At 46.2% G+C, this 17,902-nt stretch carries 20 protein-coding genes; 9 read left to right on the top strand and 11 right to left on the bottom strand.

The window, feature by feature from the left end; all coding sequences use genetic code 11:
• A complete protein-coding gene (locus SAR116_RS04160) occupies positions 1–765 on the bottom strand; it encodes a motility protein A (protein WP_013045685.1) in 765 nt (254 codons plus the stop codon).
• A gap of 192 nt (positions 766–957) precedes the next feature.
• On the opposite strand from SAR116_RS04160, the gene SAR116_RS04155 reads away from it, so the two are divergent.
• Together SAR116_RS04155 and rpoN are read left to right on the top strand one after the other, a co-directional pair.
• Positions 958–1,455, top strand: coding sequence for an Lcl C-terminal domain-containing protein (locus SAR116_RS04155; protein ID WP_013045684.1), 498 nt, complete (start codon positions 958–960; stop codon positions 1,453–1,455).
• A gap of 538 nt (positions 1,456–1,993) precedes the next feature.
• Positions 1,994–3,532, top strand: a complete 1,539-nt coding sequence (gene rpoN / locus SAR116_RS04145) for an RNA polymerase factor sigma-54 (protein ID WP_013045682.1) — start codon at positions 1,994–1,996, stop codon at positions 3,530–3,532.
• Positions 3,533–3,591: 59 nt separating this feature from the next.
• On the opposite strand, the gene SAR116_RS04140 is transcribed toward rpoN, so the two are convergent.
• From SAR116_RS04140 to SAR116_RS04115, 6 genes are all read right to left on the bottom strand, one after another.
• A complete protein-coding gene (locus SAR116_RS04140) occupies positions 3,592–3,858 on the bottom strand; it encodes a hypothetical protein (protein ID WP_013045681.1) in 267 nt (88 codons plus the stop codon).
• Positions 3,859–4,035: 177 nt separating this feature from the next.
• Positions 4,036–4,956: an ion transporter gene (locus SAR116_RS04135; RefSeq protein WP_013045680.1), complete on the bottom strand. Its 921-nt coding sequence runs from the start codon at positions 4,954–4,956 to the stop codon at positions 4,036–4,038.
• A 111-nt stretch (positions 4,957–5,067) separates the two neighbouring features.
• Positions 5,068–5,364: a hypothetical protein gene (locus SAR116_RS04130; RefSeq protein ID WP_013045679.1), complete on the bottom strand. Its 297-nt coding sequence runs from the start codon at positions 5,362–5,364 to the stop codon at positions 5,068–5,070.
• Positions 5,365–5,375: 11 nt separating this feature from the next.
• Entirely contained in the window at positions 5,376–5,822 is a 447-nt protein-coding gene (locus SAR116_RS13690; protein ID WP_013045678.1) for a hypothetical protein, read from the bottom strand.
• A gap of 97 nt (positions 5,823–5,919) precedes the next feature.
• Positions 5,920–7,506, bottom strand: coding sequence for a M23 family metallopeptidase (locus tag SAR116_RS13180; protein WP_013045677.1), 1,587 nt, complete (start codon positions 7,504–7,506; stop codon positions 5,920–5,922).
• Positions 7,507–7,510: 4 nt separating this feature from the next.
• Positions 7,511–7,879, bottom strand: coding sequence for a hypothetical protein (locus SAR116_RS04115; protein ID WP_148212250.1), 369 nt, complete (start codon positions 7,877–7,879; stop codon positions 7,511–7,513).
• A gap of 196 nt (positions 7,880–8,075) precedes the next feature.
• Between SAR116_RS04115 and SAR116_RS04110 the strand changes: the two genes are divergently transcribed.
• The 5 genes from SAR116_RS04110 (at position 8,076) to SAR116_RS04090 (ending at position 11,206) form a co-directional block, all read left to right on the top strand.
• Entirely contained in the window at positions 8,076–8,465 is a 390-nt protein-coding gene (locus SAR116_RS04110) for a bactofilin family protein (protein ID WP_013045675.1), read from the top strand.
• Positions 8,466–8,511: 46 nt separating this feature from the next.
• Complete coding sequence (locus tag SAR116_RS04105) at positions 8,512–8,916, top strand: bactofilin family protein (protein ID WP_013045674.1); 405 nt, start codon at positions 8,512–8,514, stop codon at positions 8,914–8,916.
• A gap of 47 nt (positions 8,917–8,963) precedes the next feature.
• On the top strand, positions 8,964–9,278 hold the full coding sequence (locus SAR116_RS04100) for a bactofilin family protein (RefSeq protein ID WP_013045673.1): 315 nt from the start codon (positions 8,964–8,966) through the stop codon (positions 9,276–9,278).
• A gap of 142 nt (positions 9,279–9,420) precedes the next feature.
• Positions 9,421–9,933, top strand: coding sequence for a hypothetical protein (locus SAR116_RS04095; RefSeq protein WP_013045672.1), 513 nt, complete (start codon positions 9,421–9,423; stop codon positions 9,931–9,933).
• Between the two features lie 94 nt (positions 9,934–10,027).
• Positions 10,028–11,206 carry a 4-hydroxybenzoate 3-monooxygenase gene (locus SAR116_RS04090; RefSeq protein WP_013045671.1) on the top strand — a complete coding sequence of 393 codons (1,179 nt, stop codon included), beginning with the start codon at positions 10,028–10,030 and terminating at the stop codon, positions 11,204–11,206.
• Here the strand turns inward: SAR116_RS04090 and SAR116_RS04085 are convergent.
• Together SAR116_RS04085 and SAR116_RS04080 are read right to left on the bottom strand one after the other, a co-directional pair.
• The gene (locus tag SAR116_RS04085; RefSeq protein ID WP_041860752.1) at positions 11,201–11,656 is read right to left on the bottom strand and encodes a hypothetical protein; all 456 of its coding nucleotides are present in this window, start codon (positions 11,654–11,656) and stop codon (positions 11,201–11,203) included. The two genes, SAR116_RS04090 and SAR116_RS04085, sit on opposite strands and share 6 nt — an antisense overlap.
• Positions 11,649–12,452, bottom strand: a complete 804-nt coding sequence (locus SAR116_RS04080; protein WP_013045669.1) for an FAD-binding domain-containing protein — start codon at positions 12,450–12,452, stop codon at positions 11,649–11,651. The genes SAR116_RS04085 and SAR116_RS04080 overlap by 8 nt, the downstream gene beginning before the upstream one ends.
• Positions 12,453–12,640: 188 nt before the next feature.
• Between SAR116_RS04080 and SAR116_RS04075 the strand changes: the two genes are divergently transcribed.
• Positions 12,641–14,188 (top strand): FAD-binding domain-containing protein, encoded by a 1,548-nt coding sequence (locus SAR116_RS04075; protein WP_013045668.1) that lies wholly within the window; start codon positions 12,641–12,643, stop codon positions 14,186–14,188.
• A 181-nt stretch (positions 14,189–14,369) separates the two neighbouring features.
• On the opposite strand, the gene SAR116_RS04070 is transcribed toward SAR116_RS04075, so the two are convergent.
• Together SAR116_RS04070 and SAR116_RS04065 are read right to left on the bottom strand one after the other, a co-directional pair.
• Positions 14,370–15,107 (bottom strand): SDR family oxidoreductase, encoded by a 738-nt coding sequence (locus tag SAR116_RS04070; protein WP_013045667.1) that lies wholly within the window; start codon positions 15,105–15,107, stop codon positions 14,370–14,372.
• Positions 15,108–15,198: 91 nt separating this feature from the next.
• The gene (locus SAR116_RS04065; RefSeq protein ID WP_148212249.1) at positions 15,199–16,353 is read right to left on the bottom strand and encodes a hypothetical protein; all 1,155 of its coding nucleotides are present in this window, start codon (positions 16,351–16,353) and stop codon (positions 15,199–15,201) included.
• A 228-nt stretch (positions 16,354–16,581) separates the two neighbouring features.
• On the opposite strand from SAR116_RS04065, the gene hflX reads away from it, so the two are divergent.
• On the top strand, positions 16,582–17,874 hold the full coding sequence (gene hflX, locus SAR116_RS04060; protein ID WP_013045665.1) for a GTPase HflX: 1,293 nt from the start codon (positions 16,582–16,584) through the stop codon (positions 17,872–17,874).
• Positions 17,875–17,902: the final 28 nt, after the last annotated feature.

Raw genomic sequence — 17,902 nt, 5'->3', positions numbered from 1 at the left:
CTATACAGCTTCTTCAAGCTTCTGCTGTATCTTAGGCGGCAGGTTAGAGACCAGTTGGTCTTGAATGTTACGAGGTGACTCACCGCGGGCAATATTGCGCAGTCCGGCAACAACCATCTCACGATAGGTAACTTCATATGTTGTATAGCCTTCAAGCTTGGTCAGCATTGGCGCAAACAAAACGTTTGCGATAAAGGCACCATAGAGTGTTGTAAGCAAGGCAACCGCCATGGCAGGACCAATCGCTTTTGGATCGGCCATGTTACCCAACATAAGCACCAAACCGACAAGTGTACCAATCATGCCCATCGCTGGTGCAATATCAATCCAAGCTTTCACAACATTTTGATTGGATTCATGACGCATCTTCATGGCCTTGATTTCTTGATTCAACTGGGCGGTAAGCTTTGTTTCGTCAGCCCCATCAACCAGCATCTGCATACCTTTAGAAAAAAACTTGTCGGGCACTTCCTGTCCCTCAAGTGCCATCATACCATCTTTACGGGCAATACCGGCCAGTTCAACCATACGCTCAATCAGATCTTCCTGCTTTTTAATAGGTGGCAGGAACGCTTTTCCCATGACGCCGAAGCTACCCAGAAAAGTTGCAAGAGGCGTTGTGTACATGACAGCAAAAAAAGTACCGCCAAAAACAATCAAAACTGACGGCGTATCAATAAATGTGCCAAGGCCACCACCTGATAGCATGGCCCACATAATCATGCCAATGGCACCAAGTATTCCAATAAGAGAAGCTATATCCATAAGTTTATTCCACCTTTAAATTGGGCGTGCATACCAGCAAGTCTTAGCAATAACCGTACCAACTTATAATCTTTGTTATTATCGACACGATTTGCGGCACGTTTTATGCACATAACAATGTTTAACGTGTCGCTAAATGAGTGTATTCTTATATTTTAGGAATACAAGATTGAGATTACGTAAGGAGATCACATGCGTGAGAAAATACGAAATCGACTATATGTATTGTCTATAATGTCATTATTCTTTGCAGTTGGGCATGTGGGCAACGCACAGGCCACCTTGTTTATGGCGCGCGATCACATTGTCGTTGATCTAAGGCATGGTGTTGATTGGCTGCGTTGTAGCATTGGTCAGCGCTGGGATGGCAAAACCTGCACAGGCGAGGTGCTATCGCTAAATCATGACATGATTGCTCAGGCCATAGAACAGGCGAATGAACAGCTTGACGGGGAATGGCGTCTGCCCACGCGCAAAGAACTCGAAGGCTTGGTATGTAATGAATGCGGTAATCCTAAAATTGATGCAGAGATGTTTCCCGGAACCGACTCAGTACCTTATTGGACAGGTCAGGTAAATGAGTTTGCCAAGCGTCATATGTGGTCTGTCAATTTTGCGACAGGTTTTACATATGGCCGTTTTTTCCCATATCAGCAACTAGCTGTTCGCCTTGTTCGCGATCGTCATTAAGTGCCGCATTGGCCTGACGCCGTTCAAGCCAATAAAACAGAAGCTTGAATAAAAACATGATGCTTCCACCGATGCAGATAACAGCGGCAACCCGTTCGGTAGTGATAACGCTCAGATGAACTGCTCTGTCACCTGCAGCTAGACCAAAAATGACAATCATCAAAGCCATCATTATGAAGGCGCGAATAAATTGGCACCGGTGACACACAGCACCTCTATTCGGTTTTAGGCGGCTAAGAGTAATCATCCTCGTCCTTTAACAGCAAAATTTATTAAACAGTAGAAACTTATTAAACAATAAATCATAAGGTAAATACCAGCACTACAATAATCATGCCATGTCACATCGATTATCTATAAAAGGATCACAAAAACTCGTCTATTTGTTGACACATAGCATTCTTTCCAAAATGGAAATATTTCAACCATATGTATTATAACGATATTTTTGTCGGAAAAGTGACAAGTCCCCCTGTCAAATAGAAGCTTTGCAAGCTTCATTTTTGCCTCGCATAGTGAATTCAACAGGGAGGTAGCTATGCAGTTAATGCCATCAGTAAATTTGAAGCAAAAGCAATCTTTGGTTATGACACCACAGTTGCAACAGGCCATCAAATTGTTGCAAATGACGAATATGGATATCGCCGCGTTCCTAGAGGAACAAGTGCTTGATAACCCCTTTGTTGAAGTTTCATCACCTGACAAACCAGATGATGGTGAAAAAATGAAAACCAGTGATGCTGATGCACAAGAGACTGCACATGATGCGTTTGCTGATGTTGAAAACGGTTTAAATGGTACATCCGATTTGTCGTCATCCATTGAGAATGGCACGGCATTGGCGGATGACCCGACAGCCCATAGTGATCTTGAAAATAGATTCAGTTCTGAAGGTCTTGATCTTGGCCGTTCGTCAGGTTCATCGAATACAGGAACGGATAGCGATTGGGATGACTTGATTGGTCTGGTTGCTGAACGTCCGGCAAGTCTGCGTGAATTCGTTCTGCGTCAAATTGACCTTAGTATTACCGACACCAAACAGCGTTTTATTGCTTATGAACTCACAGACGCTTTGGAGCCAAGTGGATGGCTTGGCCGGTCAGTAGAAGATGTGGCTGATATGTGCACATGCACCATTGACGATGTCGAAGATGTGCTGGCTGTTCTTCAGACACTTGAGCCCGAAGGTGTTTTTGCGCGTGATCTAGCGGAATGCTTATATATACAGGCACGCGAGCAGGATGATCTATGTGAAACAATGGCTTTGGTTCTGGATAATCTAGATGTTCTTGGCCGTGGCGATATGCAATGGCTGGCGCGCAAAGCAAAATGTGATGTTTCTGACATTGCTGATATTCTGATGCGTATTCGTGAGTTCAATCCAAAGCCTGGCGAAGGTTTTGAGAGCAACCAGTTTATTGCCAGTGCCCCTGATGTTGTGGTTACAAAGGGCAAAATGGGCTGGATTGTTGATCTGAACAGGTCAACTTTACCGTCACTTGTTATTGATGAAGATTATGGAAATAAGGTTGCAGCTAGCAACCGAGGTGCCAAAAAAGATGAAGCCAAGAATTTTGCTGGTGACGCATTGGGATCTGCACGCTGGTTGAAGCGCGCCCTTGAACAGCGTAATTCAACAACGCTGAAGATAAGTGGTGAAATCATTCGGCACCAAAGTGAATTTCTTGTGCATGGATTGGCAGCTTTGAAACCATTGGCACTCAAAGATGTTGCCGAGGCGGTTGGTATGCACGAAAGTACCGTTAGCCGGGTAACAAGTGGTTTGACAATCTCGACGCCAAAGGGATGTTTCGCTCTGAAATCATTCTTTAGCGTGTCTATTGCAACCACAGACTCAGGTGATGGAACAGCAGCTGCTGCGGTTCGCAATATGATTAAGGAAATCGTCGATGGTGAGACCAGCGGCAAACCCCTTAGTGATGATGCGATTGCGGCGTTGGTTGCCAAAAAGGGTGTGAAACTAGCCCGGCGTACCGTGGCTAAATATCGTGATATGCTCAGAATTCCATCATCATCAGAGCGTCGTCGCCAGGCGCGTATGAATGTGGCCAGCTAATCTAGGGTAACTATTAAAATTTTGGAAAGTAAATACGGTTGCTTGGGGGGAGGCTTATTCTAAAGCCTCTTACCGCCCACAGCCATGCGCGTATTGATAAATTCTTCGCTACTTGATGCGTAATTCGCAAAATAATCACTCAAGGGCACCGTAACCGTTTCGGTTGTATTCTCAGCTTCATCAAAATGCACAAACTGCACACCTAAATTGCCAGCATCACTATCTGCGGCAAAATCATGATCTGTATGCAATTCATGCCTAGTAAAGCTATCCGCAACTAAATCAAAGGCGCGGGCATCTAAATCACTATCGAGTCGGTCCTGCATGGCTATCTCTCCTTGAAAATGTTACCAAGAGTTTCTATGCAGATATGAGTGCATTTATCATGCCAAGTTGTTTTACCGTCGTATATGTATGTGCATTTATACAGCTAGGTTTTGTGGTGATGCGGGGGATATATATTTTAATCAGATGCAGAATGTTAGAGGATATTAAGACATCCCCTAATCGGGCTTTGTTGTACCTCGCTCGCTCAGCAGTTCGATCAAAGCTCTTACATGTTCATCAGATAGGTTAAGTTCGGTCTGCATTTTCTTGATACGTTCAAGTTCTTCCTCCGATATTACGCCGTCAGCAAGCGCGTGCAGGATTTCAGCCTCGAATATATCTTTGCGGCGCGCGACTTGATTGGCAAAGGCCGTGGCAACAATACCTGTTAGCAAGGCCACAACACAAATGCCCATAATGGCTGTTGCCGCGCCGACGAGTTTGCCAAGGGATGTCATCGGCGACACGTCGCCATAACCAACAGTTGTCAGCGTAATCATTGACCACCACATTGTCGTCGGTATTGATGAAAAATTCTCAGGCTGGACTTCGTGTTCGACGACATACATCAAGGCGCTGGATACAAATAATGCAATGCAAAAAAGATACAGCGCCGCGCCAAAAGCATTGCGCTCTTCACGAATTGCCGAGATTAAATCCTCGAGAGCTGTTGAATAATGCGAAATTTTCAACAGGCGCACAAGCCTTAGTACGCGAAGCCAGCGCAGGTCTATCTGCCCCAGGATTAATGGCAATATACTTGGCAAAATCGCAATCAGGTCAATCAAACCGGTAAAGCTGAAGATATAGCCAAAACGCAATTTTGCTGGTGTGCCACCTTCGCGATCTATATTCGCATCACTTGACCAGATGCGCAGAATATATTCACAGCCGAATATAGTCACCGAGAACAGCTCAAAAGCCCAGAATAGATAACCATATTGGATGCTTAAATGGTCGATTGATTCAAGTGAAACAGCTAGTAAGTTCAACAGGATCAATGTTGACAGCGCCCGGTCACAATACATGCTGACCTTATCGTCACCATTCGAGCGGGAGAGTATTTCAAGTACCCGTTTTTTACTCAAGCCAGACATGCAAACGCCATCTTATTTTAAAGTGCCATATCAAAAAAGATAATGTTATCCTCTCACGCATATGACTATACATCCTAAATCACACAGCGCAAATTTTAGCTTGTAAAGTGCTTAGGTGCCAAGAATATCTTCGGCGATTTCGGCTGTTTCAATACACCGATCCACAAAGGCCATTGTGTGCGCACGGCCATGGATTTGATACATACGCATGATGCCAAAGCGGCTGGCCGCCAGCGCCACTGATGCCGGGTCCCGGCGCAGACCAGCAACCATATTCAGCAATTCCTCAATATTGTCGCGAATGGTTTCGATGCGCTCACGTTCGGTTTGCGGCATTTTTTGGCTCTGCATATCCACAGGGGCGTGGCTAGCGGATTTGTAATGATCTAGATATAGGACGTCGCCCATAATCATATCTCCTAATTTTCAGCCGATAGGTTTTGCATAGGGCAACGCATCAGGCGAACATGGTAATAATGTAATCCAGAGATGGGGTCGGCCATTTCGACAAGCCGAACAGGCACCATCATATTGGCATTGATTGCATAGGCACCGTTACGAAGCAGAATCAAGCCATCCTCAAAATTGCCCCGATGTGTCAGCCGCATCATGCTTAAAAAGCGGCATCCCTCGAGATGCGCTGTGGTTTTATCCATAAAAGCGATCTGTTCGCTTCCAGCGACAGGTTTTGGCGGTGGCGGTGGCGGTGGCGGTGGCGGTGGCGGTGGCGGGACTGCCGCCTCGGTGCTATCAGCGCTTTTGGTCATTTGCGAAGCCGTTAATGCGGGCGCGCTACTATCAACCACATATAAGTTACAGGCAGATAAAAGCGTAACAAGGCTAATAATGGGAAGCGCACGAAACATCTTCATCTACCTTTGAAAAATTCGGAGGCGTTTCCTCCTCACATATTAACGGCGCAAAGTGACAGTTTTTTAGGAAATAAATATCCGGCGTGACAACTTAACGATCGCTGGAAACAACCCGCAATTCACCACTAACGCTCATGGCCCGACCTACATCAAAGAATAATTGTGGATTCAGTGATTGGCCATTCACGCGCATTTCATAATGCAGGTGGGCACCTTCGGTTCGGCCGGTTCTGCCCATATTGCCGATCACGGTACCTTCACTGATATCCTGACCCTTTTTGACGCGTATCTTGGAAAGATGTGCAAACACGGTTTCGATGCCAAAAGCATGACGCACCCTGACCACATTGCCAAAGGAGCCAGCATTCCCTGCAAATGTCACCGTTCCTGGTGCTGATGCCAGTATATCTTCCTGCCATGTGCCAGCCAGATCAATGCCGTGATGGAATACTTTCTTTTTTGTCACCGGATGCTTGCGATAGCCATAATTGCTCGAGATATAGAAATATAGCATTGGCGGTTTGAACGGAATTTTGCGCAAGGCAGAACGATGATTGTCTAAAACCAGAACCAGCGTTTTAAAATCTTTACGATCGAGTGCCGCGCCAACCGATGAATAGTCTGGTAAATTTTCTACTAATAGACCAAGATTGGCAACGCGGCTTCGGATTGTATCAATCTCTCTGACCATGGACACAAGCAGTTTCATTTCCTGAACAGCGCTGTCTATTTCAGGGAGTATGTTTTCGGGCTCGATCTTCTGCATGCGAACCTGAGCATTATCAAGCGCGGGGGCGGGTGTCTGCCGCAAGGTAATTGCGCTTACTGTGCCTTGATTTGGCAACGCCAAGCTTGGTTCATTAGCGCTATCAGGCTCATTCAAAGTGTCATTATTATAAAAGCTGTTAAAGGCAAAATCTGGAATCAAATTACCTAATGCGGCCAGTTCAATAGCGGCGCGTTCTCTTGGGCTTGGCTGGGTTTGAACGGATTTACCAACATCTATCGTCTGTTTAGGCCGCAACGGGGCTAATGGCGCGGCGGCAAGCTTAGGCGCCGTTTCACTGTCATCTGCTAGGGATATTGACGGGTCTGAAACCGGATCTGTTTTTTTCGCCAGCAGATTGGCGGCCATCATAGCTTCTTCATTTCCGGCAGTTGGCAGCGCATTCACACCAGCCCGTTTTGAAATCATACGGGCAAAGGTATCGTCAGACGTCGTTATGCCATCTGCTTTCTTTTTTGATGCGTTGGCAAGCGCGGCGCGCGCTTTGGCAGGTTTTCTGGGTACGTCTTGTGGGTTTGCATTCTTTGTCTTGGGGGCAAGCGTTATCACCTCTAGCTTGTCTGTGATACGATCCGAATCCAAGTCAATTTCGGTGATGCTGGCATTCGCCGTCTGGATAGAATCTCGGCTGACAACACCAACAGCGTTATATCCCAGAAACACGGTCGAAATAGCGATAACGACGGTGCCGACAAAACAAACAACCGCTGCGGAAATCACATAAGTGGGCTTAACGGTAATCTCAACTGGACCATTCTTGGTCATGAACAGAAATCTGTTTTCGCGCAGAAACCATAATCTATTATTCATTGTTAGAGGCGAATCGGCACGGTTGCCATGGATCATTGTGGGGGTAAAACGTTGAATGATTTTGCCGAGTATTTTGCGCATGGATCTATCCAAGCTTCCACATCAACACGCCAATTACGGCAATATTCGAAAGAGTCTGAATGACACAAAATGCCAGCAATGTTTTGTTAGAGACCTGATTTTTTACGTTTAAAGTAAAAGCGGGCATCTGTAACGCTGAGTCGAGCGCCGATTTTGTATCATTCTGCGGCACCTCTTGAGGGGCAGGGCTTGTAACTTCTTGAGCTGTAGAGTTCTCATATTGAGGCTGCGCTGTAGCCTGTGCCACCGCCAATTCAGCAATATTGCCAACTGATCGCGAGCGAGGTTCTTCGCGCTGAGAAACCGACGCCGAACTGACTTCGTTTCGGATTTCTTCAATCCGCTTTCGAATGTCAACTACATCTTCACTCATAACTTCCTCAAACGCGCGACTTAAAAAAAAATAAAATGAGCCGTTAAGACTAATGACCAAAATCATTCAACGGGTAAATTCATACTATTATTTACGACTGTTTTAGTAAATTGTTACCTTTGTAACGTATCGGCAAACAATTAATTTTAACTTTATTAGAAAAAATTTGATAAGCTCGCGTTATCAGGGGGTTGTTATGTTTAAAAATTCAGAGTCAAACGGCGCAGATAGTGTAAATGTGTCTGTAATCGATGACCAGATGCGAATCACCGGAACAGTGGTTTCGGATGGTGATGTTATTCTTGCAGGTCAATTGGATGGGCAGATTATTTGCAATAAATTAACTGTCGAAGATGGTGCCATTCTTAATGGCAGTATCGAGACTGGGGAAGTTGTCATCTCGGGGACGGTTACAGGTGATGTTGTCTCCATTAACGCTCAAATCGAGGCGTCTGGTCATTTTGAGGGTGATTTAAAATGTATAGGCATAGAAGTTGAAGCTGGGGCTCATGTTGTTGCCAAATTCAAAAAAGCGCCAGCAAAAATCCTAAAGGCGGCAGCCAAATTGGAAACCGAAGCCGACTAAATAGCCGCAATTAAAAACCAATTTATTAAGATTAGAGGATAGAAGAATGGATATATCTAAAACCAAAGCTGTCATAGGTGAGGGCGCTCATTTTTCAGGCACGATAAGCAATGCCAAGTCAATCGAGATCAATGGCACCGTCGAAGCAGATCTGGAAGCTGAAAAAGTTTCAATCGGACCAGAAGGTGAATTTCGAGGCGCGATCAAATCTGATCTGGTTGTTATTTCAGGTCATTATCATGGTGAAATGCACGCCCATAGTGTGTGGGCAACCGAAACAGCGCAGATCGCTGGCGAAGTCCATTATCAATCTTTGCAAATGGATCGTGGTGCCGCACTGAATTGCCGTGTTGTTCATAACTGGACCGAAGATACGGGCAATAGTGTTGCGGAGCCGGAAGATGAAGATGCCGCCAGCGATGATGCTGAAACAGGTGATGAAGCCTCATAAATAAAAATTTAGTCCAGTTCGGTCTGGCGCAGTAAAGGAAAATAGTTATGGACGGAAGTACAAACATCATACAGGGCATGGTCGTTGAAGGTAAGCTTGACGGAGGTGAATCACCGGTTGTTATTTCAGGTAATTTTTCCGGTGAGTTGATTGCTGTTGAAGTATTCCTTGAAGAGATGGGCGTTTTCAAAGGCACTATGAACGCTGATCGTGTTGAAATAGCAGGTGATTTCAACGGAACTTTGACCACTGAAGAACTATCAGTTGGGTCAACAGCAAAAGTTGATGGAGAGTTAAGAGCGAATTCACTTGCCATCGAACTTGGTGCCGAAGTTATCGGATCGGTTGGGCGCAAGTCTTAAAATCTAAACCCTAAACTCATAAAGATATTCCAAACCAGTGCGCACCTTGCGCGCTAGTTTTTTCATGAACATAGCAATTTGATACAAAAATTAATTGTGCGATGATTATAAAGCCTTAAACTGAGTGCTTTAGGACGCAGTCATGACAGAAGATTTCTTTCGCAAATTAAGCAAAAAGGAAATTGACGCGCTAACAAATGTTGATCTTGCCAGCCACAGCAACACAAACATTGCTTCGCGTAATCTTTTATTTCTCCTTTTATCTTATTTTGTCATCGTATTATGCACATTGACATTCATAATTTTGAAAAAGGAATTTTTTATCAACGAGCTAAGATTGATGGAAAATGTTGATCTTCAATTTGCCGAAGCGACACTCAATCAACGGATTATCAAAGTCATAGTCTTGTCAGCTATAATCGGCGTGAGTGCCATAATAAATCGCTATTTTTCGCTGATTGCTGTTCTTGTGTTTGTTGCCGCCATTTTCGGCCTGGTAGATGATTTCAGTATGCGAATCACACATTCGGACGATCCATTTTCACTAACAGCTTCAACAGTTACCATTTTGCGTTTAGTTGCGATTGGCCTTATTGGAAAGATGATTTTGCAAGCGATTGGAGAGTCATCGCAAAAGGACATGGATTTCCCCTAACTGCGCACTTTATCCAACTGCATGACATCTAGCTGGTGGTGTTTTGTTAAAATCTGCGCTAACCATAATGAAACGTTTGGATTGTTAGTGTGTTATGCGGACTCAAGTTGCAATTATAGGGGCAGGGCCCGCTGGCCTGTTATTATCGCATATCCTTTATCTTAGAGGAATTTCATCGGTCATTATTGAAGCGCGGTCACAAAGCTATTGTGAGGCGCGTATTCGGGCCGGCATTCTCGAACAAGGTACAGTTGATATTTTACGGGCCGCCGGCCTAGGCGCACGAATGGACCGTGAAGGATTGCCTCATCACGGCATTGATATTGCTTTTGATGGGGGTATTCATCCCATCAGCATTGAAAAATATGATGGTGGCAGACAGGTTATGGCCTATGGCCAGACTGAAATTGTCAAAGATTTATTTCGTCAGCATGTGGATAATGGCACGGTCATTATAACTGATGCCGAGGTGACTGCAATTCATGACATTGATGGCATTTCCCCGCAGATACTCTACCGTCGTGAAGGCAAAGACCATACACTAAACTGTGATTTTGTGGCTGGCTGTGATGGATTTCGCGGTGTGTCCCGAAAGGCTATGCCAACATCTATACGCAATGATTTTGATCTGATTTATCCCTATTCATGGCTGGGTATTCTGGCCAAGGCAACGCCTATGAATAAAGTTGTCATCTATGCCCAGCATCCAAGAGGGTTTGCTTTGCAATCGATGCGATCGAATGACATCAGCCGCCTCTATATTCAGGTTGATAATGATGATCATGTTGATAACTGGTCGGATGAGGCATTATGGGATGAATTAGATGTCCGGATTGGCGTTAAGCAAAATCGTGGTGAGATCATTCAAAAGGGCATCACACCGATGCGGTCATTCGTATCTGAGCCTATGTCCTCTGGACGTCTGTTTCTAGCTGGCGATGCTGGCCACATTGTGCCACCAACCGGGGCAAAGGGGCTGAACCTAGCCATTGCTGACATAGCCTTATTATCGGCTGCCTTCATTGATTTCTATTGTGCTGAAAGCGAAGTCCAACTGCAGGAATATTCATCTCGTGCGCTTCGCCGCGTTTGGAAAGTCGAACGCTTTAGCTGGTTCTGCACAACTTTGCTCCATACCGATCATCGCCATTCGGAATTTGAAAAGAAACTTCAACGTGCTGACATGGATTATCTTTTATCATCAGATGCCGCGATGAAATCATTTGCCGAAAACTATGCTGGGCTTCCTGTCGAAATTTTGCCTGATCTATAATCTGATGCCATCGGGTGATAAAGCGGCTTTCTTGACCTTGTTCCAATAGCGGAAAAACCGCCCCAGATCAGGTGTACGTTCCAATGACACAAAAGCATCGTCGTCAATGATATGCGTTGCCCCCAAACGGCTGACGAAATCTATGAATGCGTATAGCTGGGGATTTGGTGTTTCTGGGATAAATATATCAGTCACAGACTGATCTTGTATTAAGTCAACAATCACCTCATCCATTTTGCCATAATATATATCAACAGGCATTGTGCTGAGCGTTTCATAGATAAAAACCAGCCGTTTGAAGCTATATCCAGCATCCGCAAAATAATCTGGATCCCAGATGAAAACAGGTTTTTTCCAGTCGCTGTGATCGGACAGGGATTTCGTGTCATCGTTGAAAATAGGATGGCTTAAGCGCAAAGCATCTTCATGAAGAATGATAAGATTAGCCATTATGATCCTCACGATACGGAAACAGCATGCTGTCCAACTCATCATAGGAATAGGCAAGCGGCAGATTATCCTGTGATGCAACATTCAACCCTGGTGCGGCATATTTAGCGACATTCTCAAGATTGTAAAAATAGGGTTTGTTGGCAAAGGTGCTGGCTACCCATTGCCAGGATAAATTATTGCTGGCTGGATCGCCATCAAGCAGGTGATGCAGGAACCATTGCGCACCAGCTTGCCATTTTATGCGCCGCCAATGCACAATATAGGCGGCAACATACATCCGCGCGTGATTATGCAGATAACCAGTCGTGCATAGTTCATGAATGAAATGATCGATAACAGCAACGCCCGTTTCGCCAGCTTCAATATCCGCAGGTAACGTTTCAGCATAATCATCTGCCGTAAAACCGGTCTTATAGGCTTCGATGTCATGCCATATGTCGTGCGGATTTTGACGGTAGCGTCTTTGCCAGTAATCGCGCCAGGCCAGTTCCTGAATGAACTTTTCGGTTTGTTGTGGTTCACCGCTGATCGAAAGAGCATGGTTCCGTACATCATTAAGCGAGATAATGCCATGCCGGATATAAGGCGATAACCGCGACACATCACCATCAAGATAGTTACGCGTATGCGCATATTGATCTGGATTAATATTTTTCAGTGCGATTTGTGCAGGTTCTTCTCCACCTATCGTTGCGCTTACAATAGAGTCATCACTCTTGGGGCTAAGGCTGGCAACATATGCGATGAGCTCTTCGCGGCTATCAAAACGGGACTTAAGGGGCTGAAGTGACATGTTCTGACCTGATATGGGCGGATATGGCGGATATGGCGGATATGGCGGATATGGATTGCCGCGTTCATTCTGAAGTGACTGCTATATGGGTGTCATTGCAATATATGCAATATTAGTTATGTTTTTTAGACAGTCATTTGATTTTCCGCAATCTGATACACATATAGATCTCGTTAAGGGGCAAAGTCATGCATGTTGTTTGGTTTAAAAAGGATTTGCGTGTATGGGATCATGCGCCACTGGTTGCGGCCTCTGCTGCTGGTGCTGTCTTGCCTATTTATGTTGTCGAGCCTGCATTATGGGCGCAGCCTGACATGTCATATCGTCATTATGCGTTTCTTGGTGAAACCCTTGCCAGCCTTGATGAAAGCCTAACCAAATTAGGTCAGCCCCTGGTTATATATGCGGGTGATATGCCAAGCGTGCTAGCTGGCATCCATCAAAAATATGGTATAACGGCGCTTTATTCGCATGAAGAAACGGGGAATGGCTGGACATATGCCCGTGATCTGGCTGTTCAAGAATGGTGTAAGGACCATCATTGTCCGTGGCATGAATTTGCGCAGTATGGTGTGCATCGCCCGCTTCGTTCACGGCGGGGCTGGGCTGGCAAATGGGACAAGATGATGCAGGCCGATGTAGTGCCTGCGCCAGATCATTTATCATCAGTTGGGATAAAGGGGGTACCATTGCCCAGTGCTAGTGCCTTGGGTCTTGTTGATGATGAATGCAATGAGCGGCAGAAAGGTGGCCGAAACGAGGCGATTGCGCTGTTAAAAAGCTTTCTGGCAAGCCGTGGGCAAAAATACCGTTATGAAATGTCATCACCTGTGACCGCCGCTGATAGCTGTTCGCGTCTATCGGCACATCTGGCCTTTGGTGCTGTGTCACTGCGCGAGGTATTTCAAGCCTCAAGACGCCGGCAAATGGCAATACGCGACAGTGGCACCGGCAATAAGCGAGCATGGCAGAATGCCCTAAAAAGCTTTGAAAGCCGACTGCATTGGCATTGCCATTTCATGCAGAAACTTGAAGATGAACCTGCCATTGAATTTAGGCCTTTTCATTCGGCTTATGAATCTCTCGACAAGACGCATGCCGATGCCGCTTCCCGACTTACCGCATGGGTAGAGGGGCGCACCGGCTATCCCCTTGTCGATGCAGTTATGCGGTCACTGACAGCGACTGGCTGGCTGACCTTTCGAATGCGTGCCATGACCATGAGCTTTGCCAGCTATCATCTATGGCTGGATTGGCGATCTCCAGCCCGGCATCTTGCGCGTAGTTTTATCGACTATGAACCAGGCATTCATTACAGCCAATGCCAGATGCAGTCGGGCATTACCGGCATTAATACGATCCGTATCTATAATCCGATCAAGCAAAGTCAGGATCAGGATCCACAAGGCATTTTTATCCGGCGCTGGGTACCTGAGCTGCGGCATATATCGGATAATTTGATCCATACGCCATGGATACGGCCAGATCAGGCACCGGACTATCCTGCGCCCATCGTCGATGAGAAAATCGCCCGTAAAAGCGCTAGCCAGCAAATGCACGACATACGCAAATCATCCATGCACCGCCGTGAAGCGGCGCGTATTGTGACCAAACATGCGAGTCGGAAAGAGGGGGTGCCACTGTCCCGCAGGATACAATCAGGCACTGACGATATGCACATCAAACGCCGCCAAAAGCAGCTGGATCAGGATAGCCAGCTGGAGCTTGGGCTATAGCAGGCTAAAATGTTTCACGTGAAACATTTCGTGAACAAACGCTGGTGACTGTCGCATTACTGGTCACGGCAGATAGCCATATGACCCTGTTTACCCAAGTTGCGCCAATCTCGTCGCGCTGATCCGATGATGCCAATTTAGCCACATTATGCCTGGAAATGTTGATTTAGTTACGATCCACCTAGCCGCGCCCGACAAAAGGCATCTTTGACGCCATTATTGTCATGAATTGGACATTGGTTTCTAGCGGCAGATTGGCCATATGCAGAACCGCGTCGGCAACATGTGCCACATCCATCGTGGCTTCGGCCTTGATTGTGCCATCGGCCTGCGGCACACCTTTGGTCATCGGTATCGCCATGTCGGTCAGCGCATTGCCTATATCAATTTGCGAGCAGGCAATATCAAACGGGCGGCCATCCAGCGACAGGGTTTTGGTCAGACCGGTAATCGCGTGCTTGGTTGACGTATAGGGTAACGATCCCGGGCGTGGGGCATGCGCCGAAATCGACCCATTATTGATGATACGGCCACCTTGCGGGGATTGCGCGCGCATCAGGGCAAAAGCCGCACGGGCGCATAAAAATGATCCGGTCAGGTTGATATTCACAACATCAAGCCATGTCTGGACGGGGATTTCGTCAATCGGCATGGCTGGACTGCCAATACCCGCATTGTTAAACAGAACGTCTAACCGTCCCCAGTTGCTAAAGGCGGTACTGAATGCGGTTTCGACAGCATCGGCGTCACTGACATCGCATGGCAGGGCAAGGGCATTTTCATGCCCGTTGGCGGTTGCATCGAGCGTGTACTTGCGCCGGCCAATCAAGCCGACCTTGTAACCAGCATCAAGAAAAGCCTGTGCTGTTGCCCGCCCAATACCGCTACCCGCGCCCGTGATGATGATTGTTTTCGCCATGAAACCTGCCCCTTACCAAATCGTGGTTAGTTTAGGCAAACGAAAGCGATGCGTCCAGCGATCAAGATGTACCCGACTAAATGATTTCAGACTAAATGAATTCAGACGGGGGTGATAAATCCTGACTTTCGGGCATATTATAGTCGTCAGTATCCGGATGAAATATTTCCATATTTTGATGCGATCGACTTTGTGACGATGCGGGTTCGTCAAGATCGGTAATTGTGATACGGAAACGTGTGGTTTCTGGCTGTTTTAATCCCGTATAGACAAGAGAAAATTCATAAGTTTTGTTGCCATCACTATCAGTTGGGTTTTCGTAATCGGGTGCGGTTCTGAATTGAAGACCAAAATATGTATCTGCAGTTCCAAATCGTACTATTTCAATTTTATCAGCATCTTTACCAGTTAAGCGAATTGTAACTATTCCTTCAGCACCTGTGGCTTTGTCAGTTGTTCTAAAGGTGGCTGAATTTCCATCTTCAGCGATGACGAGATTTTCAAAAGTGATCTTCTGTATGCGAGATACATTTTTCAATGTCATTATATTGTTGGTAAGTATCCAAGACGTGTTTTCCGCGACATCGAATGCTCTAATCACACCTCCGTCAGTGGAATCCAAATCGCCTATTACGTCGCTCACTGTTACCGCATAGTTTACGTAGGAGACTTCCGATTTGCCAGTTTCAACAAAGGTCATTGTGTATTTTAATTTAAAATTATAGATATTATTTGCATCTTTATCGGATGGTTCTTCGTAATTGGGGGTATCTATGAATCTGATTTCTGACCCAAGGCCGTCAAGCCTGATCATACGGAAAAATTCGGCATCATTCCCGACAAGCTCTATTTTTACAGTTGCCGAAAGATATGAAAATTCAGAGTTTGAATAATCTAGCCTAAGCGTAACACTTTTACCGTCAGGCGCTATATTTATGTCGCTAATATTTGCCCTGCCCGGAGATTTACCAGCAAGTGATGCGATTTCACGGGCATGTTTTTCCAGCAGTTCTCGATTAGTTTCTTCGCTATCAGATGAAACCAACGTCGTGTTTTCCCATATGCTTATCGCAACGTCTGAACCATCATCCGAGATTTTTACCCTTGGTTTGCCGAGGCCACCGCCACCGCCACCGCCACATGCTGCCAGCATCAAAAGTATCAAAGGTGTAAATCTATCCAGCGAAATCCGGTTCTGGTTTTTCTTCAGCGTGACAATATCAAGCACCGTATCAGCGTCTTTCAAATTTAGGTTAAACCTACATTCCGGGGGACGAACGTGCGCTTGCTTCATAGCCTAATATCTCCGACGATTAATATTCCATTCTAAAGTATAGGAAAAAAAGTTTAGTATATCGTTAACGATACGATATATTTTGTCAGTGTATCCCAGCAAACCAATCTGCATATATGATAGTTATCGATATTCCAGAAAGACGGGATCGATTTATAAGTTAATTTTCGAGGACATATTTTGGGTAGTAATAACGCCTTTGTCATTCATCCAGACGTAAAATACGCGCCAACATCACGCCCAGCCGACATGATGCTGGAAGAAGCCTGTATGCTTGTCGAGGCCATTGGGCTGGATGTGGTTGTGGCGGAAACGGTCAATATTTCGCAACCGCGTGCGGGCTCATTTCTTGGCAAAGGCTATGCCGACCAGCTTGCCGAAATGGCCGAGGCCTATGATCATCCTCTGATCATTATCAATACGACTTTGTCGTCGGTGCAGCAGCGTAATCTGGAAACGCTGACATCATGCAAGGTCATTGACCGGACAGCTTTGATTCTAGAGATTTTTGGTGCACGCGCGCAGACCCATGCAGGACGGCTTCAGGTCGAACTGGCGGCACTGACATTCCAGCGTTCGCGGTTGGTACGGAGCTGGACGCACCTTGAACGCCAGCGCGGTGGTGGTGGTTTTCTGGGTGGCCCTGGTGAACGCCAGATCGAGCTTGATCGGCGCATGTTGATGGATCGGGTCATGCGCATCAAAGGTGAGTTACGTGAGGTTGAAAGAACACGTCATTTGCAACGCCGTAATCGTGATCGCAGTGAAACGCCAACATTGGCTCTGATTGGCTATACGAATGCCGGAAAATCAACCTTATTCAATATGTTGACCGGCGCAGATGTTCTGTCAAAAGACATGCTGTTTGCGACGCTTGATCCGACTATGCGGGGTATGAAGCTACCATCGGGACGTCGCGCGGTGCTTGCCGACACGGTTGGATTTATCAGCCAGCTACCGACTGAATTGGTTGAGGCGTTTAAAAGCACACTCGAAGAAGTGGTTGAGGCTGATATTCTGGTGCATGTACATGATGCCTCATCACCAATGGTGGCAGAAGAATATGCCGATGTGTGCCAGATACTTGAAGAGTTAGGGCTTGATGCCGAGATGCAGGCCGAGCGTGTGATTCATATTCTGAATAAATCGGACAAGATCGATGATATGGCAGGGGATATGGCTGGCGAGACCCGCGAATATCTGGAAAATCTAGTCGGCAATGGTGTGTTTGTGTCCGCCCTAACTGGCGCTGGCATTGATGATGCATTATTAGCGCTGGATGAGAAGATCAATATTGATGACATACGACTTGATGTTATGCTGGCGCCTGAAGATGGCGCTCCACGTGCATGGCTTCACGCGCATGGCACAGTGCATAATAGCTTGTTTGATGAGGCTGGAAATGAAACGGTATCTTTGACGATGAGCATTGCCAACCGGAACCGCTTTCAAGCGCGTTGGCCACATTTATAGAGGTAGCCGCCAAGCTTTAGCACCTTTG

It is taken from the genome of Candidatus Puniceispirillum marinum IMCC1322 (genome assembly GCF_000024465.1).
GTDB classification, from domain to species: Bacteria; Pseudomonadota; Alphaproteobacteria; order Puniceispirillales; family Puniceispirillaceae; genus Puniceispirillum; species Puniceispirillum marinum.
Note: the sequence above shows the minus strand (reverse complement) of the source record. Positions and strands in the feature narration are given on the sequence as shown.